Origin of the sequence: Kitasatospora sp. NA04385 (assembly GCF_013364235.1) — a bacterium.
Taxonomy (GTDB): domain Bacteria; phylum Actinomycetota; class Actinomycetes; order Streptomycetales; family Streptomycetaceae; genus Kitasatospora.
In genome coordinates, this window is sequence record NZ_CP054919.1 from 7,753,919 (window position 1) to 7,773,339 (window position 19,421).

The 19,421-nt window shown below is 73.8% G+C and carries 19 protein-coding genes; 9 read left to right on the forward strand and 10 right to left on the reverse strand.

Features of this window, described 5'->3' with window-relative positions; all coding sequences use genetic code 11:
* Positions 1-213: 213 nt before the first annotated feature.
* On the forward strand, positions 214-507 hold the full coding sequence (locus tag HUT16_RS34290; RefSeq protein ID WP_176191896.1) for a hypothetical protein: 294 nt from the start codon (positions 214-216) through the stop codon (positions 505-507).
* A gap of 92 nt (positions 508-599) precedes the next feature.
* Here the strand turns inward: HUT16_RS34290 and HUT16_RS34295 are convergent, their stop codons facing one another.
* The gene (locus tag HUT16_RS34295; protein ID WP_176191897.1) at positions 600-1,301 is read right to left on the reverse strand and encodes a hypothetical protein; all 702 of its coding nucleotides are present in this window, start codon (positions 1,299-1,301) and stop codon (positions 600-602) included.
* A 364-nt stretch (positions 1,302-1,665) separates the two neighbouring features.
* Here HUT16_RS34295 and HUT16_RS34300 point away from each other — a divergent pair, with 364 nt between their 5' ends.
* Positions 1,666-3,345: an alpha/beta-hydrolase family protein gene (locus tag HUT16_RS34300; protein ID WP_217712134.1), complete on the forward strand. Its 1,680-nt coding sequence runs from the start codon at positions 1,666-1,668 to the stop codon at positions 3,343-3,345.
* A gap of 89 nt (positions 3,346-3,434) precedes the next feature.
* Here HUT16_RS34300 and HUT16_RS34305 read toward each other — a convergent pair whose 3' ends face one another.
* The 4 genes from HUT16_RS34305 to HUT16_RS34320 form a co-directional block, all read right to left on the reverse strand.
* Positions 3,435-5,006 (reverse strand): MFS transporter, encoded by a 1,572-nt coding sequence (locus tag HUT16_RS34305; protein ID WP_176191899.1) that lies wholly within the window; start codon positions 5,004-5,006, stop codon positions 3,435-3,437.
* Positions 5,003-5,557: a TetR/AcrR family transcriptional regulator gene (locus HUT16_RS34310; protein ID WP_254898128.1), complete on the reverse strand. Its 555-nt coding sequence runs from the start codon at positions 5,555-5,557 to the stop codon at positions 5,003-5,005. Before HUT16_RS34310 ends, HUT16_RS34305 begins: the two co-directional genes overlap by 4 nt.
* A gap of 186 nt (positions 5,558-5,743) precedes the next feature.
* A complete protein-coding gene (locus HUT16_RS34315; RefSeq protein ID WP_176191901.1) occupies positions 5,744-6,139 on the reverse strand; it encodes a cell division protein SepF in 396 nt (131 codons plus the stop codon).
* A 338-nt stretch (positions 6,140-6,477) separates the two neighbouring features.
* Positions 6,478-7,005 (reverse strand): DinB family protein, encoded by a 528-nt coding sequence (locus HUT16_RS34320; protein WP_176191902.1) that lies wholly within the window; start codon positions 7,003-7,005, stop codon positions 6,478-6,480.
* Between the two features lie 219 nt (positions 7,006-7,224).
* Between HUT16_RS34320 and HUT16_RS34325 the strand changes: the two genes are divergently transcribed.
* Both HUT16_RS34325 and HUT16_RS34330 read left to right on the forward strand, forming a co-directional pair.
* A complete protein-coding gene (locus HUT16_RS34325; protein ID WP_176191903.1) occupies positions 7,225-7,581 on the forward strand; it encodes a YrdB family protein in 357 nt (118 codons plus the stop codon).
* A 57-nt stretch (positions 7,582-7,638) separates the two neighbouring features.
* Positions 7,639-8,124, forward strand: a complete 486-nt coding sequence (locus HUT16_RS34330; RefSeq protein ID WP_254898129.1) for an NUDIX hydrolase — start codon at positions 7,639-7,641, stop codon at positions 8,122-8,124.
* Between the two features lie 73 nt (positions 8,125-8,197).
* Here the strand turns inward: HUT16_RS34330 and HUT16_RS39525 are convergent, their stop codons facing one another.
* The 3 genes from HUT16_RS39525 to HUT16_RS34345 form a co-directional block, all read right to left on the reverse strand.
* On the reverse strand, positions 8,198-9,013 hold the full coding sequence (locus HUT16_RS39525) for a TVP38/TMEM64 family protein (RefSeq protein ID WP_176191905.1): 816 nt from the start codon (positions 9,011-9,013) through the stop codon (positions 8,198-8,200).
* A 55-nt stretch (positions 9,014-9,068) separates the two neighbouring features.
* Positions 9,069-9,971, reverse strand: a complete 903-nt coding sequence (locus tag HUT16_RS34340) for a deoxyribonuclease IV (RefSeq protein ID WP_176191906.1) — start codon at positions 9,969-9,971, stop codon at positions 9,069-9,071.
* 377 nt (positions 9,972-10,348) lie between these two features.
* The gene (locus HUT16_RS34345) at positions 10,349-11,545 is read right to left on the reverse strand and encodes an MFS transporter (RefSeq protein WP_176191907.1); all 1,197 of its coding nucleotides are present in this window, start codon (positions 11,543-11,545) and stop codon (positions 10,349-10,351) included.
* Between the two features lie 84 nt (positions 11,546-11,629).
* Here HUT16_RS34345 and HUT16_RS34350 point away from each other — a divergent pair, with 84 nt between their 5' ends.
* From HUT16_RS34350 to HUT16_RS34365, 4 genes are all read left to right on the forward strand, one after another.
* Complete coding sequence (locus HUT16_RS34350; RefSeq protein ID WP_176191908.1) at positions 11,630-12,871, forward strand: ROK family transcriptional regulator; 1,242 nt, start codon at positions 11,630-11,632, stop codon at positions 12,869-12,871.
* 246 nt (positions 12,872-13,117) lie between these two features.
* Positions 13,118-13,531 (forward strand): molybdopterin-binding protein, encoded by a 414-nt coding sequence (locus HUT16_RS34355; protein ID WP_176191909.1) that lies wholly within the window; start codon positions 13,118-13,120, stop codon positions 13,529-13,531.
* Positions 13,532-13,665: 134 nt separating this feature from the next.
* On the forward strand, positions 13,666-14,367 hold the full coding sequence (locus HUT16_RS34360) for a glycerophosphodiester phosphodiesterase (RefSeq protein ID WP_176191910.1): 702 nt from the start codon (positions 13,666-13,668) through the stop codon (positions 14,365-14,367).
* Positions 14,368-14,663: 296 nt separating this feature from the next.
* Positions 14,664-15,731: an AI-2E family transporter gene (locus HUT16_RS34365; RefSeq protein ID WP_176191911.1), complete on the forward strand. Its 1,068-nt coding sequence runs from the start codon at positions 14,664-14,666 to the stop codon at positions 15,729-15,731.
* Between the two features lie 200 nt (positions 15,732-15,931).
* Here HUT16_RS34365 and HUT16_RS34370 read toward each other — a convergent pair whose 3' ends face one another.
* Positions 15,932-16,885, reverse strand: a complete 954-nt coding sequence (locus HUT16_RS34370) for an alpha/beta hydrolase (protein ID WP_254898130.1) — start codon at positions 16,883-16,885, stop codon at positions 15,932-15,934.
* 187 nt (positions 16,886-17,072) lie between these two features.
* Here HUT16_RS34370 and HUT16_RS34375 point away from each other — a divergent pair, with 187 nt between their 5' ends.
* Entirely contained in the window at positions 17,073-17,918 is an 846-nt protein-coding gene (locus HUT16_RS34375) for a spermidine synthase (RefSeq protein ID WP_176191913.1), read from the forward strand.
* Between the two features lie 180 nt (positions 17,919-18,098).
* Here HUT16_RS34375 and HUT16_RS34380 read toward each other — a convergent pair whose 3' ends face one another.
* Positions 18,099-19,106: a GNAT family N-acetyltransferase gene (locus HUT16_RS34380; RefSeq protein WP_176191914.1), complete on the reverse strand. Its 1,008-nt coding sequence runs from the start codon at positions 19,104-19,106 to the stop codon at positions 18,099-18,101.
* Positions 19,107-19,421 lie beyond the last annotated feature (315 nt).

Below are 19,421 nucleotides of genomic sequence, written 5' to 3' on the forward strand. Positions count from 1 at the left end.
TCGCGGTCGCGGACGGCATGGGCGCGCCCACCGCCTCGAAGCTAAGGTCGCGCTCCGGCCCCGGCCAGCCGGGTTGGCTCGCACGGGTTGCCCGCACCCGCCGACCGGGTGGCGGACGCCGCTGACCGGGGTGGGTACCACCCGTACACCCGATCGGGGGGCTCTGCGGCCGGGCACCGGGCCCGCACCGGCGGCCCGAACCACTATGGACCCATGGACACGCACACTGGACGAACCGCCGGGCGGACCGAACTCCGGACCGCCGAACCGCACTCCGCCGGCGACACCGAGCTGCTCGCCGACGGCCTCCCCACCGAGGACCTCCTCCCCGACGAGGCCGCCGATCCCTTCGCCGACGCCTTCGCGGAGGCCCTCGCCGACGCCCTGGCCGAACCGTCCGCCCCCGCCCCCGGCTCCGGCCCCGGCCCCGGCCCCGGCACCGCGCCGGACGGCGCGGACGACCCCGGCTGGGACTACGAGGACGTCATCCTCCGGTCCGTCAACTGAACGCCCGCACCGCGGCGGAAGGCCCGCGGCACGACGGCGCCCGCGCGCTCGGTACCTGCTGAGCGCACGGGCGCCTCCACGTGCGGGGGCGGTCAGTAGCGGTAGGCCTGCACCACCACCGGGAGCAGGCGCTCGCCCCGCACCTTGCTGAACACCGTCGGGTTCGCGGTCGCGCCCGCCGCCAGGTTCTCCACGCCGACCGCCTGACTGTCCACGGTCTTCCCACTGGTGTCGGTGAAGTCGACCCGGATCGCGTAGGAGCGGGTGTCCAGGGTGCTGTTGGTGACCGTGACCGTCGCCGCGTTCAGGTCGCCGGAGACCGAGGCCGGCACACCCGTCAGCGTCACGTCCGACGTCCCGTCGCCCGACCCCGCGGCCTCGCCCGTCTCCGGGACGTTCGCCAGTACCTCCTCCGCCTTCGTCCGGGTGGCCTGGAGCTGGGCGTTCACCGAAGCCTCGAACGAGGCAGCGCGCTCGGAGGCGGACGCCTCCGCCGCCGAGACCGAGGCCAGCGCCGACTCGTGCGCCGAGGCGAAGGCCGACGGCGGCTCGCCCGAGAAGCTCGCCGTCTCCGGCGCCCCGACCGTGAACGTCGACATCGCGGCCTGCACCGGGTTCTCACCCGACGTGCCGCCGCACGCCGCGACCACCGTGATCCCGGCGACCGCCCCGGCCACCGCCAGCGACACCCGCAGGCCGCGCCGCACCGGGCGCCGCTCCGGGCGCCGCGGCGGCCCCACCGGGCCCTGCCGGACCAGACCCCGGCCCGAACCGCCCCGCTCCGCGTCTCGCATCGCGCACCCTTTCGCTCAGATACCGCGCCGGGCCCGTGCACGCCGCGGTCGTTCCGGCAGGCCCACGGCCCGCGTCCGGACACGGCGGAACCTGACGTCCGCCTCCGCCCTACGCACCCATCGTCGGAGCCCGGCGCCACCCGGGGCCAGCGGCGCTGCGCCATTGGGGGGAGACCGACGGCACGTCAGATCGACGGTGCGGAAGCCGAGATACGTATGGCGGATGCGCGGCCGCCGCCCCGGCCCGGTTTCGGTGCCGGTTCCGGTGGTGGTTCCGGTGCTGGGCCCGGGCAGCTGCGGCGGCCCGGGTCACGTGCGCGGCCACGAGGGCGGGAACGAGTGCGGGAACGGGAGGACGGTGGCGGTGGGGGAGCGGCGGATCGTACGGCGGTGGCCGGGCTGGGGCGCGTCGACCGGGGCGGTGCTGTTCTACTGCCTCTCGTTCACCCCCTCGCTGCTGCCCCGGCCCTGGTACCTGCAGGCCGCCGCCGGGGCGATCACCGCCGCGTTCGGCTACGGCCTCGGTGCCTTCTTCGGCTACCTCGCCGGGGTGTGCGGCCCGGCCCCCGGAGCGCGGGTGCGGCGGGCCGGGTGGTGGGTGCTGGCCGCGATCGGCGGCGGGGCGGTCGTGGCGGTCACCGCGCGGAGCGTGCGCTGGCAGGGCGACCTGCGGCGGGCCGTCGGCATGGCCCCGGGGATCTCCTGGTGGCAGTGGGCCCTGGTGCTGCCGGTCGCGCTGCTGCTCGGCGGGCTGCTGGTGCTGTGCGCCCGGGCGGTCCGGCTCGGCACCCGCTGGCTGCGGGGCATCCTCGGCCGGGCCGTCCCGCCGTGGGCGGCCGCCCTCGGGGCCGCCGCGCTCGCCGCCGTCGTGGTGACCGGCTTCGTCGAGGGCTTCCTGCTGCGCGGCCTGTTCGACCTCGCCGAACGCGGCGCCGCGCTGGCCGACCGCTCCACCACCCCCGGCGTCGTCCGGCCGACCTCGCCGACCCTCTCCGGCAGCCCCGCCTCCTACGAGAGCTGGGACAGCCTGGGCGTCAAGGGCCGCGACTTCGTCGGCGGCGCCCCCACCGCCGCCCGGATCTCCGACTTCACCGGCCGCCCCGCCAAGGACCCGGTCCGGGCCTACGTCGGGCTCCGGTCGGTCGACGGGACGGGCTTCGCCGAGGGCGCCCGGACACCCGCCGGCCTGCGCGAACGCGCCCGGCGCGCGGTCGCCGAACTCGAACGCGCCGGCGGCTTCCAGCGGAAGGCGCTGGTGGTCCTGGGCACCACCGGCAGCGGCTGGGTCAACGAGCGGATCGCCGCACCGGTGGAGTACCTGTACGACGGGGACAGCGCCGAGGTCGCCTTCCAGTACTCGTACCTGCCGAGCTGGATCTCCTTCCTCACCGAGGGCGAGGCCACCGAGGCCGGCAAGGCCCTGTACGACGCGGTGCACGCGCGCTGGTCGCAGCTGCCCGCCGACTCCCGGCCCCGGCTGATGGTGGCCGGTGAGAGCCTCGGCTCGTACGCCACCGAACGGGCCTTCCCCGGCGGCGTCGAGCAGTTGCTCGGGCAGACCGGGGGAGCGCTGCTGGTCGGACCCACCCCCGACAACTCGCTGCGGGAGGCGGTCACCGAGCAGCGGCAGCCCGGCAGCCCCGTCTGGCGGCCGGTCCACCGGGACGGGCGGAACGTCCGGTTCGCCCAGCGGCCGTCCGACTTCGCGGTGCCCGAGGGCGCCGCCTGGGACCAGCCGCGGGTGGTCTACCTGCAGAACGGCAGCGACCCGGTGGTGTGGTGGGAGCCCTCGCTGATCTGGACCAGGCCCGAGTGGCTGGACGGGCAGCGCGCCCACGACGTCTCCCCGACCATGCGGTGGTACCCGCTGGTGACGTTCTGGCAGGTCACCTGCGACCTGGCCGCCTCCGAGGCGGTGCCCGAGGGGCACGGGCACCGCTACGGGCTGATGCCCGCCGAGGCCTGGGCGCGGATCGTCCCGCCCGAGGGGTGGACCCGGCAGGACACCGACCGGCTGGTGGCGTACCTGGCGGACCACCCCTGACCGGGCCTCGGCGATGCGGGGGCTTCCGCGTCGGGCTTCCGCGTCGGGCGTCAGTGGCGGGCTTTCGCGTCGGGCGTCAGTGGCGGGCGTCAGTGGTGCGCGGGCGCCTTGTCGGGCTCGGCCACCGGATGGTCCGCGACCGGGTGCGCGGCGGCGCCCGGCCGGGGGCGCAGCAGGCGGTGGGCCAGCGCGGCCGCGCCCAGCAGCAGGACCGCCGAGACCCAGGCCGCGACCGTCACGCCGTGCACGAACGCGCTGTTCGCACTGGCCAGCAGCTGCCCGGCCGGCCCCGCCGGGAGCCCGGCCGCGACCTCCTGGGCGCCGCCCAGCGACTGCCCGGCCTGCTCCGCGAGCGCCGGACCGACACCGGCCGGGACGGACAGCGACCCCGCGTACAGGGCCGTCACGATCGAACCGACCAGGGCGATGCCCAGCGCCGCGCCCAGCTCGTACGCCGTCTCCGACACGGCCGAGGCGGCACCGGCCTTGTCCGCCGGGGCGGCGCCCAGCACCAGGTCCGAGGAGAGGGTGTACACCACGCCCTCGGCGGTGCCCAGCGCCAGGAAGGACGAGCCGAGCAGCAGGTAGGCGCTGTCCACCCGGACGAAGCCCAGCACGCCGATGCCCAGGCCCATCACGAACAGGCTCACCGTCAGCACCCGGCGGGCACCCGCGCGCCGCACCAGACGGGCCGTCAGCAGACCGCCCGCCACCGAGCCGACGAAGGCCGGCATCTCGGCGAAGCCCGCGTGCAGCGGGGAGTAGCCGCGGACCAGCTGGAGGTACTGCGACATGAAGAAGATCACACCGGACAGGCCGATCAGGCAGATCAGCGAGGAGAGCACCGCGGCCGTGAACCGCGGGTTCCGGAACAGCCGGACGTCGAGCAGCGGCGTCTCCAACCGGAGCTGGCGCCGCACGAACACCGCCAGCGCGGCCGCGCCCAGCGCGAACACCAGCGGCGTCGTCCACCGCTCCGGGCCGTGCACGGCGAACTCCTTGACGCCGTACACCACGCCGATCACACCGGCCATCGACAGCAGCACGCTCAGCACGTCCCACCGGCCCGGGCGCGGATCGCGGGACTCCGGCAGCAGCCAGGCGCCGAACCCCAGCAGCAGCACCATCACCGGCAGGTTCAGCAGGAACACCGAACCCCACCAGAAGTGCTCCAGCAGCACACCGCCCACCAGCGGGCCCAGCGCCGCACCGGCCGCCGCGCCCGCGCCCCAGACGCCGATCGCGGTGGCCCGCTCCCGCGGGTCGGGGAACAGCGTGCGGATCAGCGACAGCGTGGACGGCATGATCGTCGCACCCGCCACGCCCAGCAGCGCCCGGGCCACGATCAGCCACCCGGACCCCGGCGCGTACGCCGCCAGCAGCGAGGCCGCGCCGAACGCGGCCGAACCTGCCAGCAGCACCCGCTTGCGGCCCAGCCGGTCGCTGAGCGCGCCCATCGAGACCAGCAGGCCGGCCAGCACGAAGGAGTAGACGTCGCCGATCCACAGCAACTGGGTGCCGGACGGGCGGAGCGTCTCGGTGATCGAGGGGATGGCGAGGGAGAGCACCGTCGCGTCCACCGCCACCAGGGTGACGGCGAGCACGAGGACGCCGAGACCGGCCCAGCGGTGGCCGGACCGGACGACGGGGGTGGAACTCATGGGGTATCAGATCTCCGTAGAGCACCGCCGAGGAACAGCTCGGCGAGCGAGAACGCGCTTTCGCGGGGGGCGAGCCGGCCTTCCTGCACGGCCCAGCCGATGCCGGCCACCAGGTCGAAGAAGGCCTCGCTCAGCCAGGCGGCCGAGAGCTCGACGCGGAACACCCCCTCCTGCTGCCCGCGCAGGAACAGCGCGCGGACCCGGGCGTCCTGGAGCTCCCAGAGGTCGTTGATCTCCTCGTGGTCGTACAGCTGGTTCTCCCCGGCGAGGAAGGCGCACAGCGCGGCATCCGGCACCACCGCGTCCACCAGGCGGCGCAGGGCGGCCTCGGCGTTGCCCTCCTCGACCCGCGCGGTGTCGAGCGCGGTGGAGAAGCGGCGTAGGCCGAGGGCGCCCACCTCCAGGATCAGCGCCTCCCGGCCCGGGAAGATCCGGTGCAGCGTGGCACGGCTGATGCCGGCGGCGCGGGCGATCTCGTCGAGATGGGCCGTCGGGCGCCGGGACAGGATGCCCACGGCTGCCTCCAGGACGGAGTCGCGGTCGGTTGCCATGAGATGAGGATAGCGCAACTGAGACATCGGTGTCTCATAATTTCGACGCGCGTCTCATGGGTGGGTGTGGGGCGGGGGTGGGTGCGGGGGGGTATGGGCGCGGGCGGGGTTCCCGGGTACGGCAAAAGACCCCGCGCGGGGCGCGGGGTCTTCGGGTGGGGTGCGGCGGGCCCGGGGGCCGGGCCGTCAGCTCTGGTTGTAGAAGCCCGAGTCGTCGAGCGGGCGGTCGATGACCATCACCTCGACGTCGGCCGGGGTGAGCAGGAACACCCGGCGGGCGATCCGCTCGATGCCGCCGCGGGTGCCGAAGATCAGACCGGAGGCGAAGTCGACCATCCGCTTGGCCTCGGCGTCGTCCATCTCCGTGAGGTCCATGACCACCGGGGTGGCGGCGCGGATGTGCTCGCCGACGGTGCGGGCGGCTTCGAAGCCCGTCGGGCGGAGCGAGACGATCTTGGAGGGGCCGGCCTGGACGCTCGGCAGCGTCTCCTCGCCCTCCCAGGGTTCCTCGTACATCGCGGCCGGGTAGCTGCCGGAAGGCATCAGCCACCCGTTGTGGTGCTCGTCGCGAAGTGCTCCCATTAGCCGCGCCTCCCTCTCTCGTTCCGTAACTCGTCCCCCGGGGGGACGACGGGTCGTTTTGACACGTCATCCACTTGTTGGAACTGTCCGAGTATCGCACTGATCACCGCAGATGTGCCCGCTTGTGCCCGCCGGACGGGTTGTGGCGCGGGGGAAAATCCGTGGTTGTCCGGATATTCCACAGGACGCCACCGACAGGCGAACGGTTGCGCGCGATGACCCTATCGGGGGTATCCCGACGCTAGTTGACTCACTGTCAACAATCATGTAACGGCTTCACTCCGGAGTGGCGGGTCGCCGTCGGGGGGCGCACGCCCCAGGGGTGGCGCGGGGCGTGGCTACTCGCCGGTGGAGCCGTCGATCCGCTCCCGGAGCAGGTCGGCGTGACCGTTGTGGCGGGCGTACTCCTCGATCATGTGCACCAGGATCCAACGCAGCGTCACCTCGTTGCCGCGCCACCGCCCCTTGCCGACCGCGTCCAGCGACACGCCCTCGGCGGCGGACCTGGCGAACGCCACCTCCTCCTGCCAGGCGACGGTGTCGACGACCGGGTCGGCCCCGTCCACCAGGTCGAAGTCGCCGTCCGGGAACTCCTCCGACCAGTAGCGGCCGGAGGCGTCCAACTCCTGCCCGTCCAGCACCTGGCGAAACCAGTGCCGCTCCACCTCCGTCAGGTGCCGCACCAGTCCGAGTAGCGACATCGAGGACGGTGGACAGGCGCGTTCGCGCAGTTGCTCCGGCGCCAGGCCCTCGCACTTGAGGGCCAGCGTGGCGCGGTGGAAGTCCAGCCAGGCGCCGAGCATCACCGCCTCGTCGGCGGCGAAGGGCGGGCTGGTGCGGATGGTGGCGGGACCGGTGTTCGTCATGTGGACATGGTGGGGCGAGCCGGTCCGGGCGGGCGAACCGTTTTCCGCACCGGCTTTCCGCTTCGGCTTTCCGTTCCGGCTTTCCGCTCCGGATGGTGGCGAGTGGGGGCGGTGCTGAGGTCGGCGCAGTGGTTCGGTTTCGGCGGGCAGCGTGGTAGGAAGAACCGATCATCGGGCGGTGCGGCGGGGGAACGGGCGGGTACGGACGTGCGCAAGGGGATGACGGGGGCTCAGCTGGCGCTGCGCTTCCTGCTGGAGCTGGCCTCGCTGGTGGCCCTGGCGGTCGGCGGGTACGGCGCGTGGTCGGACGGACCGGTCGCCCTCCGGGTATTGCTCGCCCTCGTGCTGCCGGCCCTCGCGATCGTGCTCTGGGCCCGCTACGCGGCGCCCCGGCGGAAGGTCCGGGAGCCGGTGGCGCTCTGGTACGGGGTGCAACTGCTGGTCTGGGGCGGCTCGGTCGTGCTGCTGGCGATCGGCGGACACCCCTGGTGGGCGCTCGGGCTCGGGGTCGTGATGGTCGCCAACACGGTGGTGCTGCGGGCGCTCGGCGAATGGTCGCCCGCGGTGGAGCGTTAGATGGCCGACCCCGTCGGGCCCGTCGGCGCTGTCTGTCCCGTCGGCTCGGAGCCTTCCGTGCGCCTGCGCCACTCCGTCCGCGCGATCGTCCTCGACGAGGCGGACCGCGTCCTGCTGTGTCGCCACGTCCTTCCCGGGCCGTCCGGCACGGTGGTGTGGGCGGCGCCCGGTGGGGGCGTCCAGCCGGGCGAGACCCCGGGCGCCGCGCTGCGCCGGGAACTGCGCGAGGAGGTGGGGCTGGTGATCGACGCCGACCCGCCGCACGTGTGGCACCAGGAAGCGGCCGAGCCCGGGCTCGCGCCCGGCTACGACGGCGTGGCGAACGACTACTTCCTGGTCCGCACCGCCTCGTTCCGCCCGCACGGCACGCTGTCCGCGGAGGAACTCGCCGCCGAGCACATCGACGGTTCCCGCTGGTGGCGACTGGAGGACATCGCCGCCCACCACGGGCCCGGGCTGTTCTCGCCCCGCGACCTCGCGACTCCGCTCGCGGGGCTGATCGCCGAGGGGGTTCCGGCCCGGCCGGTGCTGCTGGGCTGGTGAGACGCCCGGGCGACGGGCGTTTCGTCGGCCGCCGGTTCGGTGATCGCCGTCCCGGCCGCTCCGGTGGCGGGCGTCAGCCGGAGCGGCGCGGGCGGGCCCGCCACAGCGAGACGGCGCTGAACACACACATCGCGGCGATCACCGCGGCGGAGACCAGGAAGGCCGGCGAGGTGGGCGTACCCGCGCTCGCCCCCGCGACCACGTACGCGGCGGTGGTCGGCACCACGCCGAGGGCGGTGCCCGCGAGGTACGGCCAGAACCGCACGCCGGAGAACGCGCAGGCCAGGTTGCCCGCCTGGAACGGCGCGCCCGGGAACAGCCGGACCAGCAGCACGCTGCGGAAGCCCTGCTCGGACAGGCGCCGGTCGATCTCCGTCAGCACCTTGCCGCGCACCAGCGGCCGCAGCGCCTCGCGCCCCAGCCGGCGCCCGAGGACGAACGCCACCGCCGCGCCGACCGCCGACCCCGCGACCGCCAGCGGCACGCCCCACAGCGAACCGAACAACGCTCCCATCGCGGCGTTCAGCGCCGGGCGCGGCAGGAAGGCCACCGTGCCGAAGGCGTACACCGAGAGCGCGATCGGCATCCGCCACGGGCCGCCGGCGGCGGACATGACGGCGGACGGGTCCCACAGCAGCAGCGAGGCCGCGGCTGCGGCGAGCACCGCGAGCAGCGCACCGAGGCGCAGCAGCGCCCCGCGGGGCGGGCGGCGCACGGGAGGGAGCGACTGCGCCTCGGCGGCCCGGGTGGGGTTGCCGGGCTCGGGCTCGGTGACGGACACGGGCTCGGCGACGGACACGGGCGCGGGCGCGGTGGCTTCGGTGGGCGCGGGGAGGTCGGTGGTGGTGGCGGAGGAGGTGGGCGTGGCTATCGGCTGCGGGGCGGGCACCCGGGGAGCTTAACCGGCGCCGGGCGGATGCGGGGGTGGGTGCGCGGGCGGTGGCTCAGGGGGCGGGGCGGCGCAGACGTTTGAGCAGGTCGATGTCGGCGGTGTGGCGGGCGCCCTCGACCCGGGCGGGGTCGTGGCGGCCGTCCGGGGTCTCGATGACCAGGGGGACGCCGGCGGTGGCGGGATGCGCGAGCAGCGCCTCGAACGCGGCCGCTCCGATGTGCCCGGCGCCGATGTTCTCGTGGCGGTCCTTGCGGGCGCCCGCGACGTCCTGCGAGTCGTTGGCGTGGATCAGCCGCAGCCGGTCGGGGCCGACCGCCCGGTGCAGGGCGTCGAAGAGCTCGTCGACCCCGCCCGGTGCGGCCAGGTCGTGGCCGGCCGCGAAGGCGTGGCAGGTGTCCAGGCAGACGCCGACCAGCGGGTGGTGGTCCAGGGCGTCCAGGTAGGCGGCCAGGTCGTCCATCCGGGAGCAGAGCGAACTGCCCTGGCCCGCCGTCGGCTCCAGCAGCAGCCACGGGGCGTCGGCGCCGTACCGGTCGAGGCCGTCCAGGATCGGCAGCACCTGGGCGCGGACCTGGGCGAGCGCCTCCGCCCGGGTGCCGCAGAGCGCGGAGCCGGTGTGCACGACCGCGCCGAGGGCGCCGATCGCGGCCGAGCGGTGCAGCGAGTGGGCCAGCGACTCGGCGGAGCGCTCCCGGGTGGCGGCCGAGTCGGAGCCGAAGTTGATCAGGTAGGGCGCGTGCACGTACGCCGGGATGCCCCGTTCGGCGCAGGCCGTCCGGAACGCCAGGTCGTGCGCCGGGTTCCCGGCCGGGGTGGCCCACCCGCGCGGGTTGGCGACGAACACCTGCACCGCCTCCGCCCCGACCTTCTCGGCGTAGGCCAGCCCTGTCCCGGCCAGCCCCTTCCCGGCGACGGGGACGTGGGCGCCGATCGGGTTGCGCGGGGCGGAATCCATGACCAGGAGCATCGCACGGCAGGACGGAAGCGCAGATCGCCGGGGTCGCCGTGGGCTGGCGCGGACCGGCGTGGGTTGGTGCGGGTTGGTGCGGGCCTGGACCGGCGGGTGCCGAGGCCGGTCCATCGCGGTGCACTTCTTCTCGGACTCGCGCACTCTCGGACTCGCGTGCCAACTGGCCGATCGGCCCGTGGCCGGGTGGGCACCGCCGCGGACCGAGTCCTTCGAGGAGGGCGACCTGCCGGGCCGGCGCGGGGGGCTCGCCGGCGGCTCGGTGGCAGCTCGGCGTGCGGTGGGGGAGGAGACGCGGAGGGGCGCGGGAGTGGATCTCCCGCGCCCCTCCGCGGATGGCCGGCCGCCCATAGCCCGGCCGTCCGTCAGTGGATCGGCTCCAGGGAGCCGGAGGCCGCGATCGGGGAGTCGGCCGACTTGCGGTGCCGCATCGCCGTCGCGAAGGGGATCAGTGCGGCCGCCAGCAGCGTGACCGCGATGAAGGAGACGGTCAACGAACTGGCCTGTGCGATACCGCCGACCACGGCCGGGGCGACCAGGCCGGAGGTGTAGGTGACGGTGGCGACACCGGCGATGGACTGGCTCGGGTTGCTGCCGGCCCGGCCCGCGGCGGCGAACGCGAGCGGGACGACCACGGCGATGCCGATGCCGATCAGGGCGAAGCCCGGGATGGCCACGTACGGGCTGCTCGCGAACACCACCAGCAGACCGCCGGCGGTGGCGACCACGCCGCTCAGCCGGACGGCGCGCACCGGGCCGAGTCGGCGCACGACCGCGTCACCGGCCAGGCGGGCCGCGGCCATGGTGGCGGCGAAGGCGGTGAAGCAGGCGGCGGCGATGGAGGAGGAGGCGCCGGTGATGTCACGGAGGTAGACACCGCTCCAGTCCATCGAGGCGCCTTCGGCGAACACCGCGCAGAACCCGACCAGGCCGATGACCAGGGCTTCCTTCGGCGGGAGGGCGAAACGCGGCGGCGCTTCCTCCCCCGTGGTCGGCCGGACGTCCAGCACCCCGCGGGAGACCACCTGGGCGAGCACCGCCAGGATCGCGGCGGTCACCGCGTACTGGATTCGGGCGTCGATGTGCTGATGGGCGGCCAGGACGCCGAAGGTGGAGGCGACCAGGCCGCCGACGCTCCACATGCCGTGCAGACCGGACATGATCGACCGGCCGAGCCGCTCCTCGACCTCGACGCCCTGCGCGTTCATCGCCACGTCGGACATGCCGGCCGTCGCGCCGTAGAGGAACAGCGACAGGCAGAACACCACCAGGTGCGGGGAGAGCGCGGGCAGCGCCAGCGACAGGCACCACAGCGTCAGCAGACCCTGCAGCGCCGTCCGGGCACCCAGGCGGTGCACGATCCGGCCGGCCAGCGGCATCGCCACCGACGCCCCGATCGCGGGGAACACCAGGGCCAGGCCGAGCTGGCCGGGGCTCAGGTCGAGGTGGTCCTTGATCCACGGAATGCGGGTGACGAAGGTGCCGGTGACGGCACCGTGAACGGCGAAGACCAGCGCCACGCTCACTCGTGCGCGCTGGACGTCCTTGAGAGTCTCGCCCATGCCGGGCTCCCCCTTGGGTCGGTCGGATGGCCATAAACTATCAGGGACCCTGCCTGATAGAAACCTCTGGAAGGATGCAGGCTCATGACGACCGCTCGCACTGCCACGCCGAGCACCGCCCGGGCCATCAACGACCGGCTTGCCCTCGACCTGCTGCTCGAACGGGGCCCGCTCACCGCATCCGATCTGCGCACGCTGACCGGGCTCTCCCGGCCCACCGTCGCCGACCTCCTCGACCGGCTCCAGCGCAGCGGCCTGGTCGCCCACGCCGGCGAGAGCGCCGCGCTGCGCCGGGGCCCCAACGCCCGCCTGTACGGGCTGGTCGCCGACCGCGCCCACCTCGCCGGGATCGACATCCGCTCCACCGGCGTCAGCATGGTGGTCGCCGACCTGACCGGCCGGACCCTCGGCACGGCCACCATCGCCGCCTCCGCCCCCGGAACCGGCGCCCCGGACGGCGGGACCGAATCCGGAGCGGCCGACGGGGACCTGCTGGTGGAGCGGACCGTCGAGACGCTGCTGGCCACCGCGGCCGAGGCCGGGGCGCGGGAACTGCACACCGTGGCCGTCGGCGCGCCGGGCCTGGTCGACCCCGCGACGGGCTCGCTCAACAACTCCGGCAAGCTGCCCGAATGGCACACCAAGCTGCTCGCCGCCCTGCGCTCCCGCCCCGGGACGGAGGTGATCCTGGAGAACGAGGTGAACCTGGCCGGGATCGCCGAGCACCGCATCGGCGCGGCCCGGGGCAGGCGGGACTTCGCCCTGATCTGGCTGGGGCACGGCGTCGGCGCCTCCGTGGTGCTGGACGGCCGCCTGCGCCGGGGGGCCTCCGGCGGCACCGGCGAGATCGGCTTCCTGCCCGTCCCCGGAACGACGGGACTGCCGCATTCCACGAAGTGCGACGGCGGCTTCCACTCCACGGTGTCGAGCGCCGCGGTCTGCGAACTCGCCGCCCGCCACGGTCTCAAGGCCGGGCCCGGCCGCGACGCCGGGGACGGGAACGAGGCCGCGGAGGCCGCCGAGGACGTGGTGCGACAGGCCGTCGAGACCGGAGCCGACGGTTTCCTGGACGAACTGGCGCTGCGCATCGCCGTCGGAGCCTCCGCCATCTGTGTCGTGCTCGACCCGGGCTGCCTGGTGCTGGGCGGTGAGATCGGACAGGCCGGTGGCCCCGAGCTGGCCGGCCGGGTGGAGCGCCACCTCGCCCGGCTCTCCCCGCTCGCCACCGAGGTCCGGGCCGGTACCGCGGGCGGCGGCGCCGTCCTGGCCGGAGCGGTGCTGACCGCCGGGGACTCGGCGCGCCGGGAGCTGTTCGGGGGGGAGTGACGCACCTGCCCCACGGCGCCCCGGCCCACGGCGCCCTGGCCATCGGCACATCGGCACATCGGCACATCGGCGCATCGGGCCGGTTCGGCCGGGGACGGGTACGCGGCAGGCGTGTGCTCTCCGGGTGGGTGGGCGACTGTCGGATCGCCGGGCCGGAGGGGGTGGGGCGTGCGTGGGGACGGGTGCCGGTACGGCAGGATGGCAGGGTCTGCCAATCCGTTCTTGAATCGCCCGGGAGCCGCATCGATGGCCATGTCCGACCGGCCCGTCCACCCGTACCGCATCGGCGAGGCCGCCTCGATGCTCGGGGTGAGCGCCGACACCATGCGGCGATGGGTGGACGCGGGCCGGCTGCCGGCGATGCGTGACGAGCACGGCCACCGGATCATCGCCGGGGCGGAACTCGCTTCGTTCGCGCGGGAGTTGGCCCGGCCGGAGAACAGTGAGGTGGAAGGGCGCTCCTCGGCCCGGAACCGGTTCCCCGGGATCGTCACCGCCGTCGTCCTGGGGGACGTCGCCGCGCAGGTGGAGATCCAGGCCGGTCCGTTCCGGGTGGTGTCCCTGATCAGCCGCGACTCCGCCGAGGAACTCGGCCTCGTCCCCGGAGCACCCGCCACCGCGGTGATCAAGTCGACCAACGTCGTGGTCGAGCGGCGCTGAGCGCCGACCGGTCGGCACCGGCAGCCGGGCACCGGGCGTGAACTGACGCCGCCTAGGATGCGGAGGTCTGCGGCCGACCGGTGGCGAGGCGGCCAGTGCTGTGAGTAGTCCGACCGTGCGAGAGGGAGACCCCGTTGAAGAGCCGTGTGCGTGCCGTTGCCCACCGTGGTGACCCGTACCTGCACCGCGAGAACACCCTGCCGGCGGTCAATGCCGCGCTCGCCGCCGGAGCCGACGCCGTCGAGGTCGACGTCCAGCTCACCCGGGACGGGGTGCCCGTGTTGCTGCACGACCACACCCTCGAACGGCTGTGGAACGACCAGCGCCGGATCAACCGGGTGACGCTCGAACAGTTGGAGGAAGTCGCCGCCTCCGGTATCCGGATCCCCACCCTTGCCGAAGCCCTGCAGGCCGTCGCCGCCACGGACGGCGCGCGACTGATGATCGACCTGGACGAGGACGGGCCGGCCGCCGCCACCTGGCGGGCCGTCAGCGAACTCGGGATGGCGGACCGGGTCTCCTTCTGCGGACCGGTCGCGGCCATGCTCGCGGTGCGTGAACTGGCGCCCGAAGCCGAGATCTCCCTGACCTGGAAGCGCCTCCAACTGCCCAAGCAGCGGCTGCTCGACGAACTGCGCCCCAGCTACCTCAACCCGCCCTTCGGGCTGGTCGACGAACAACTGGTGGCCTCCGCACACGACGCCGGAATGGGCCTGGCGACCTGGACCGTGGATCTGCGCCGCACCATGCGGCGGATGCTCGCCCTGGGGGTCGACTCGCTGACCTCCAACCGGATCGCACTGCTGCGCCGGACGATCGACCAGCACCAGGTCTGACCCGCCGTGAGCGGTGCCGACTGCGGGCGGCACGGCAAGGGCGGCGCGCCACGCCGTCGACTCCTGCCCGCCGACATGACCGTTGTCTGTTGAAATAAGACGATCATGACGGCGCGTTGGCTGCGGAGGTGGCGGTGACGGCAGAGGGCTCCCCGGACCCGCAGGACCCGGACGGCCGACCGGCCCCGTCGACATCATCAAGTGGCAATTCCTCCTCGGGAAGTGGTGGGGCGTCAGGAGCGGTGCCCGTGATCGCGGCGGGCCGGGCGGACCCGGACGACCGGAGGCCGTCCCAGATGCTTCCCGCGACGATCCGGTCGGCTGCCGCCTGGTCCGCGGCGGTGATCCTCTTCATCACCGTGGCCGCGTTCGCCGTCTTCGTGGTGGTGGAGCTGCGGGCCGCGACGATTCCGATGGTGATTGCCCTGCTGGCCACGGCCCTGCTCTACCCGGTGATGCCCTGGCTGGTGCGCCGGGGCGTCAAACGGGGCGTGGCGGCCGGGCTGACCTGCGCGATCCTGGTGCTCGCGGTCACCGGCGGGATCGCACTGCTGGTCAACTCCCTGGTGGACAGCGCGCCCCAGATCGCCTCCGGGCTCCAGCAGGCGGGTGACCGGATCGCTTCCTGGCTGGGGCCGCTCGGCGACAAGATCCAGTACGCGCTGAAGGAGAGCTCGGGCTCCGGGAGCACCCTGGTGGACTCGCTCGCCAACGGAGTGCTGTCCGGACTCGGACTGGTCACCCAACTGCTGACCGGCGGAGTGCTCGCCCTCGCGTTGGTCTTCTTCTTCCTGCGGGACGGGCACCGCTTCGGCGACGCGATGCGCGAACTCGTCCCGGGTCGGCACTCCGAGACGGTCATCGCGTGCGGTCAGCAGGCGTTCACCGCGATGGCCGGCTTCATGCGGGGCACCACGCTGATCGCGCTGATCGACGCCACGTTCATCTCCATCGGTCTGCTGGTCCTGGGCGTCCCGGGCGCGGCCGGGCTCGGTGCGTTGGTCTTCATGGGCGCCTACATCCCTTTCGTCGGCGCCTTTCTCTCGGGAACGGTGGCCGTCCTGGTGGCCCTCGCGAACGGTGGGCTCGGCACCGCGCTGTGGGCCCTCGGAGTGGTGCTGGCGGTGCAGGCGATCGAGGGGAACATCCTGCAGCCGCTCATCCAGAGCCGGACCGTGGAACTCCACCCCGCCACCATCATGATCGCAGTGGTGGCAGGGTCCGGCATCGCCGGGATCATCGGCGCCCTGCTGGCTGTGCCGGTCAGTGCAGCCGGACTCGGTGTGGTCTCCGTCCTCCGGGGCGACGTGGAGGGCCCGGGCCTGTCGGGCAGCCGCCGGAAGCGGCAGCGGATCGAGTCGTGAGCACCTGCGGGCCCGGACCGTCGGGCCCGCCTGTCCGGGACCGCTCGGTGTCCTCCGTCCCTCCTTCCACTGCGGGCCGGGCGATCAGGGGAGAGGGCGCTTGGGATGTTCGTGGGGTGCTCGGTAGCCGGGGCGTTCGGGTGGTGGGGTGGTCAGGTGGTGGGGCGTTCAGATGGTGGAGGTGGCAGGTGTCGGTGTGGTCAGGGGGCTGGGAAGTACGCGGCCATCCAGCGGTCCAGTTCGGCGAACACTTCGGCGCGGACCGGGTCGGCGGACAGCACCAGGTCGTGCACCCCGCCCTGGATGCGGACGGTGGTGACGTGCCGACCGAGGCGCGGTGCGAGTGCGGCGATGTCGTCGGCGCGCAGCACCGCGTCGGTATGCATCAGGGCCGGATCCCACCGGTTGGTGACGGTGGAGGCGGTCGAAGCCATCAGCAGGACCGGGCAGTCGATCGTGAGCCCTCGGCGGACCTGGCGGTGGCCGCGCTGGATCGCCGCCAACCACCCGGCGAACAGCGGGAAGCCCTCGGCCGGCTTCAGTGCGAGGTCGAAGTCCCAGCTGCCGCGGTGGCTCCGGTGGAGGCTGTGGACGTAGTGCGGATTGAGCGGTGCCGGCAGCTTCCGGGTGGGAGCGGCCCGTCCGAGGGCGTCGAGCGCGGGGGCACCGAGGGCCCGTACCGCCGGAGCGGCGGGCATCGAGAGGAACGGGCTGTTGAGGAACAGGCCGTCGACCAACCCGTGGCCGGTCCGGCGGGCCGCCCACAGGGCCGCCACCAGCCCACCCGTCGAGTGCCCGTTCACCAGGAGCCGGGTGTGGCCGTCCAGCTCCCGGATGATTCGGACCGCTTCGTCCACCTCCTCGTCGTAGGCGAGGAGGTCCTGGACGAAGTTGGGGGAGTGGTGTGGGCGGAGCGACCTGCCGTACTTGCGGAGGTCCAATGCGTAGAAGGAGAAACCGGCCTCCGCGAAGTGGTCCGCCAGATGGGTCTGGAAGAAGTAGTCGTTGTAGCCGTGCAGGTACAGCACCGCCTGCCGGGACCCCTCGACCCGCCGCCGGACCAGGGTGGCGCTGACCTCGCCCTCCTCGTCCGGGAGCAGCGGGAGCTCCGCCGCCTCGTACGGGGCCCCCAGGATGTCTTCACGGAACTCCACGCCAGCCACATCCGTTTCCCGCTCCACCGCGCCGCCCGGGACCACCCCGGGCGGTACCACCCCAGCGACCATACCGGTCGGTAGCCGCTGTCGTTTGGGAAGACCTCCCTGATGGGGCCTAAGCTGCCCGCATGGCTGTTCCTCCGTTCACCGATCTCCGCTTCGCCACCTCTCGGAGGCCGGCCCGATGAGCGGCATCGCTGCCGACGGGGCCGATCCGCGACCGGTGGAGCGCGAGGTCGCGTTGGGGACCGCCAAGTTGATGCCCGACATCGACCTCGACGGCGGTTGGTTGCTCACCCTCGACGGGACACCGCAGTCCTACGTCGACCTCCAGGACCCGACGCACCTCGAGTTCGAGTACGTGCAGCGGATCGCGCACCTGCTGGACGTGGCCGCGGCTCCCGGGGAGCCGTTGGACGTGCTGCACCTGGGCGGTGGCGCGCTCACGCTGCCCCGCTACCTGGCGGCGACCCGCCCCGGTTCGCGACAGCAGGTGGTCGAACTGGACGGCCCGCTGACCGAGTTCATCGCCGAGCACTTGCCCTGGCCGTTCGGCATCGACGTGACGGTCGGTGACGCCAGAGCCGCGCTCGCCTCCGTGGCGCCGGCCGCTGTCGACGTGGTGGTCGCCGACGTGTTCCGGGGCTCGCGGACGCCGGCGCACCTCACCAGCGTGGAGTTCGTGCGGCTGGCCGCCGCCGCGCTCCGGCCCGGTGGCTGCTACGCGGCGAACCTGGCGGACGGCCCGCCGCTCGCGTTCGCCAAGGCCCAGGCCGCCACGGTCGCGGCCGTGTTCGCCCACGTCTGCCTGGTGGCCGAGCCCGCGGTGCTGCGGGGACGGCGCTACGGGAACGTGCTGTTGATCGGCTCCGACGCTCCCCTCCCCGCTGGCGAGTTGACCCGGTTGCTCGCCGCCGACCCGTTCCCCGCCAGGCTGACGGAGACGCCGGAGCAGGCGGCAGAGCCGGTCACGGACGCGACGGCCACGGACTCGCCGCCTCCTCCCAGCGGGGCGTTCTCGCTGGGCTGAGCCGACTCGGCGGGGCGGTGGAGCGCTGTGCTGGAAGTCGTACCTGATGGGAGGTTCTCCTCTCGGTGACGGAACGTCGGACGTCAGGCGGCCCGGAGCGGCGGTGGGGCGACGGCGGGTGTGGAGCCGGGGCGGGCGCGGGTGCGGTCGGACGGTTCGGAAGAAGCGGTGCGTGGCCGGTCAGGTGGCGGAGAAGACCAGCCTGCGGGTGCGGTCGCGGTACCCGACCAGTTCGAGCGCGGCGACCACGGGGTGGTTGGAGAGGTTGGTTTCCGCGCGGATCACCCCGCCCCGGGTTTCGGCGGCCAGGACCCGGGTGGCCTCGGCGAGGATCTCCGCAGCGAAGCCGCGGCCCCGGAACTCGGGCAGTACCCCGAGGTAGCCCACCACCGGGACGACGGAGTTGTGCGAGGGTATGGCGAAGCCGACCACCTGCCCCGCCGTCGTCCGGGCTATCCGCCACCAGGAGCGCCGGCCGCGCGTTCCGTGCCGGTAGAACGCGATCTCGTCCCGGGCGTGTTCCTCTGCGCCGATGCGCAGCGCCTTCCGGGTGGACGTGGTGTCCAGGCTCTTCGACAGGCACCGGCGGAAAAGGTCCACGAAGATCTCGTCGTCGGGTTCCGGGGTGAAGGACAGCCGGTTGGACAGGGAGGGAACGGGACGGTCCGCCGCCCGTTCGAAGCGGAGCTGTTCGGCGGTGAGGCGCAGACCGGCCCCCTCGGCCGCTCTGCGGCGCCACGCGACGGAAGCGGCGGTCTCGGGGCGGTCGCGCCAACCCGACGGCAGCAGGAGGTGGTAGTCGGGTGCCGGGACCAGCCCGTCGACGGCGAACACCCGGTGGGCGGCGACGAGCAGCGCGGCGGCGACCGCGCTGCGCGGATCCGTGGTCGGCCGGGGCGCCGAGGACGTGCGCCGGCGTAGGTCGGCGAAGGCCCACATCGGATCGGACCGGGCGAACAGGGCGTCCAAGTTGCTCGGGTGGGCGTCGGCGGGGCTGCCCCACCAGATGGCGACGGCCAGTGGGGCCCGGCCGGGGCAGGGCTCGGCCACCCAGATCCAGCGGTGGCGGTACTCGCCGTCGGCCAGGCGCGCGCGGACCGTGTCCGCCGAGACCGCGGTGGACGGATCGGGCCGTACCTGGGCCAGTACGGCGTTGAGTTCCTGCGGGACGATCGGACGGAAGATCACAGTGCCTCCGGAGAAGGAAGAAGGAGGCGCGGAACCCGATCGTGGCGATCCGTCGTAGTTACTGCGCGGGGACGGACCTGCCGGAAAGGACGACGACCGGGAGCGCCGTGGGGCGGCTGTGGATTATCGGAACCATCACGGAACTCCTCTCGGGACGGGGCGCTACCTGGCCTCGGAACCTGGCGGGACAGCCCGACGGGACGACGGCGAGACCTGATGCGCTGTCAGTGGTGGCCAAGAGTAGGAGGGCCGGCGGATCGCCTGCAAATTATTATTCGAGGCCGGGATTCCATGGCCGTCCGGCACGGGTCGGCG

What these genes read in the sequence shown, in the direction of transcription:
- HUT16_RS34290 (WP_176191896.1), top strand. Translation starts at nt 214, where the DNA reads ATGGACACGCACACTGGACGAACCGCCGGGCGGACCGAACTCCGGACC.
- HUT16_RS34295 (WP_176191897.1), bottom strand. Translation starts at nt 1,301, where the DNA reads ATGCGAGACGCGGAGCGGGGCGGTTCGGGCCGGGGTCTGGTCCGGCAG.
- HUT16_RS34305 (WP_176191899.1), bottom strand. Translation starts at nt 5,006, where the DNA reads ATGAGTTCCACCCCCGTCGTCCGGTCCGGCCACCGCTGGGCCGGTCTC.
- HUT16_RS34310 (WP_254898128.1), bottom strand. Translation starts at nt 5,557, where the DNA reads ATGGCAACCGACCGCGACTCCGTCCTGGAGGCAGCCGTGGGCATCCTG.
- HUT16_RS34315 (WP_176191901.1), bottom strand. Translation starts at nt 6,139, where the DNA reads ATGGGAGCACTTCGCGACGAGCACCACAACGGGTGGCTGATGCCTTCC.
- HUT16_RS34320 (WP_176191902.1), bottom strand. Translation starts at nt 7,005, where the DNA reads ATGACGAACACCGGTCCCGCCACCATCCGCACCAGCCCGCCCTTCGCC.
- HUT16_RS34325 (WP_176191903.1), top strand. Translation starts at nt 7,225, where the DNA reads ATGACGGGGGCTCAGCTGGCGCTGCGCTTCCTGCTGGAGCTGGCCTCG.
- HUT16_RS34340 (WP_176191906.1), bottom strand. Translation starts at nt 9,971, where the DNA reads ATGGATTCCGCCCCGCGCAACCCGATCGGCGCCCACGTCCCCGTCGCC.
- HUT16_RS34345 (WP_176191907.1), bottom strand. Translation starts at nt 11,545, where the DNA reads ATGGGCGAGACTCTCAAGGACGTCCAGCGCGCACGAGTGAGCGTGGCG.
- HUT16_RS34350 (WP_176191908.1), top strand. Translation starts at nt 11,630, where the DNA reads ATGACGACCGCTCGCACTGCCACGCCGAGCACCGCCCGGGCCATCAAC.
- HUT16_RS34355 (WP_176191909.1), top strand. Translation starts at nt 13,118, where the DNA reads ATGGCCATGTCCGACCGGCCCGTCCACCCGTACCGCATCGGCGAGGCC.
- HUT16_RS34365 (WP_176191911.1), top strand. Translation starts at nt 14,664, where the DNA reads ATGCTTCCCGCGACGATCCGGTCGGCTGCCGCCTGGTCCGCGGCGGTG.
- HUT16_RS34375 (WP_176191913.1), top strand. Translation starts at nt 17,073, where the DNA reads ATGAGCGGCATCGCTGCCGACGGGGCCGATCCGCGACCGGTGGAGCGC.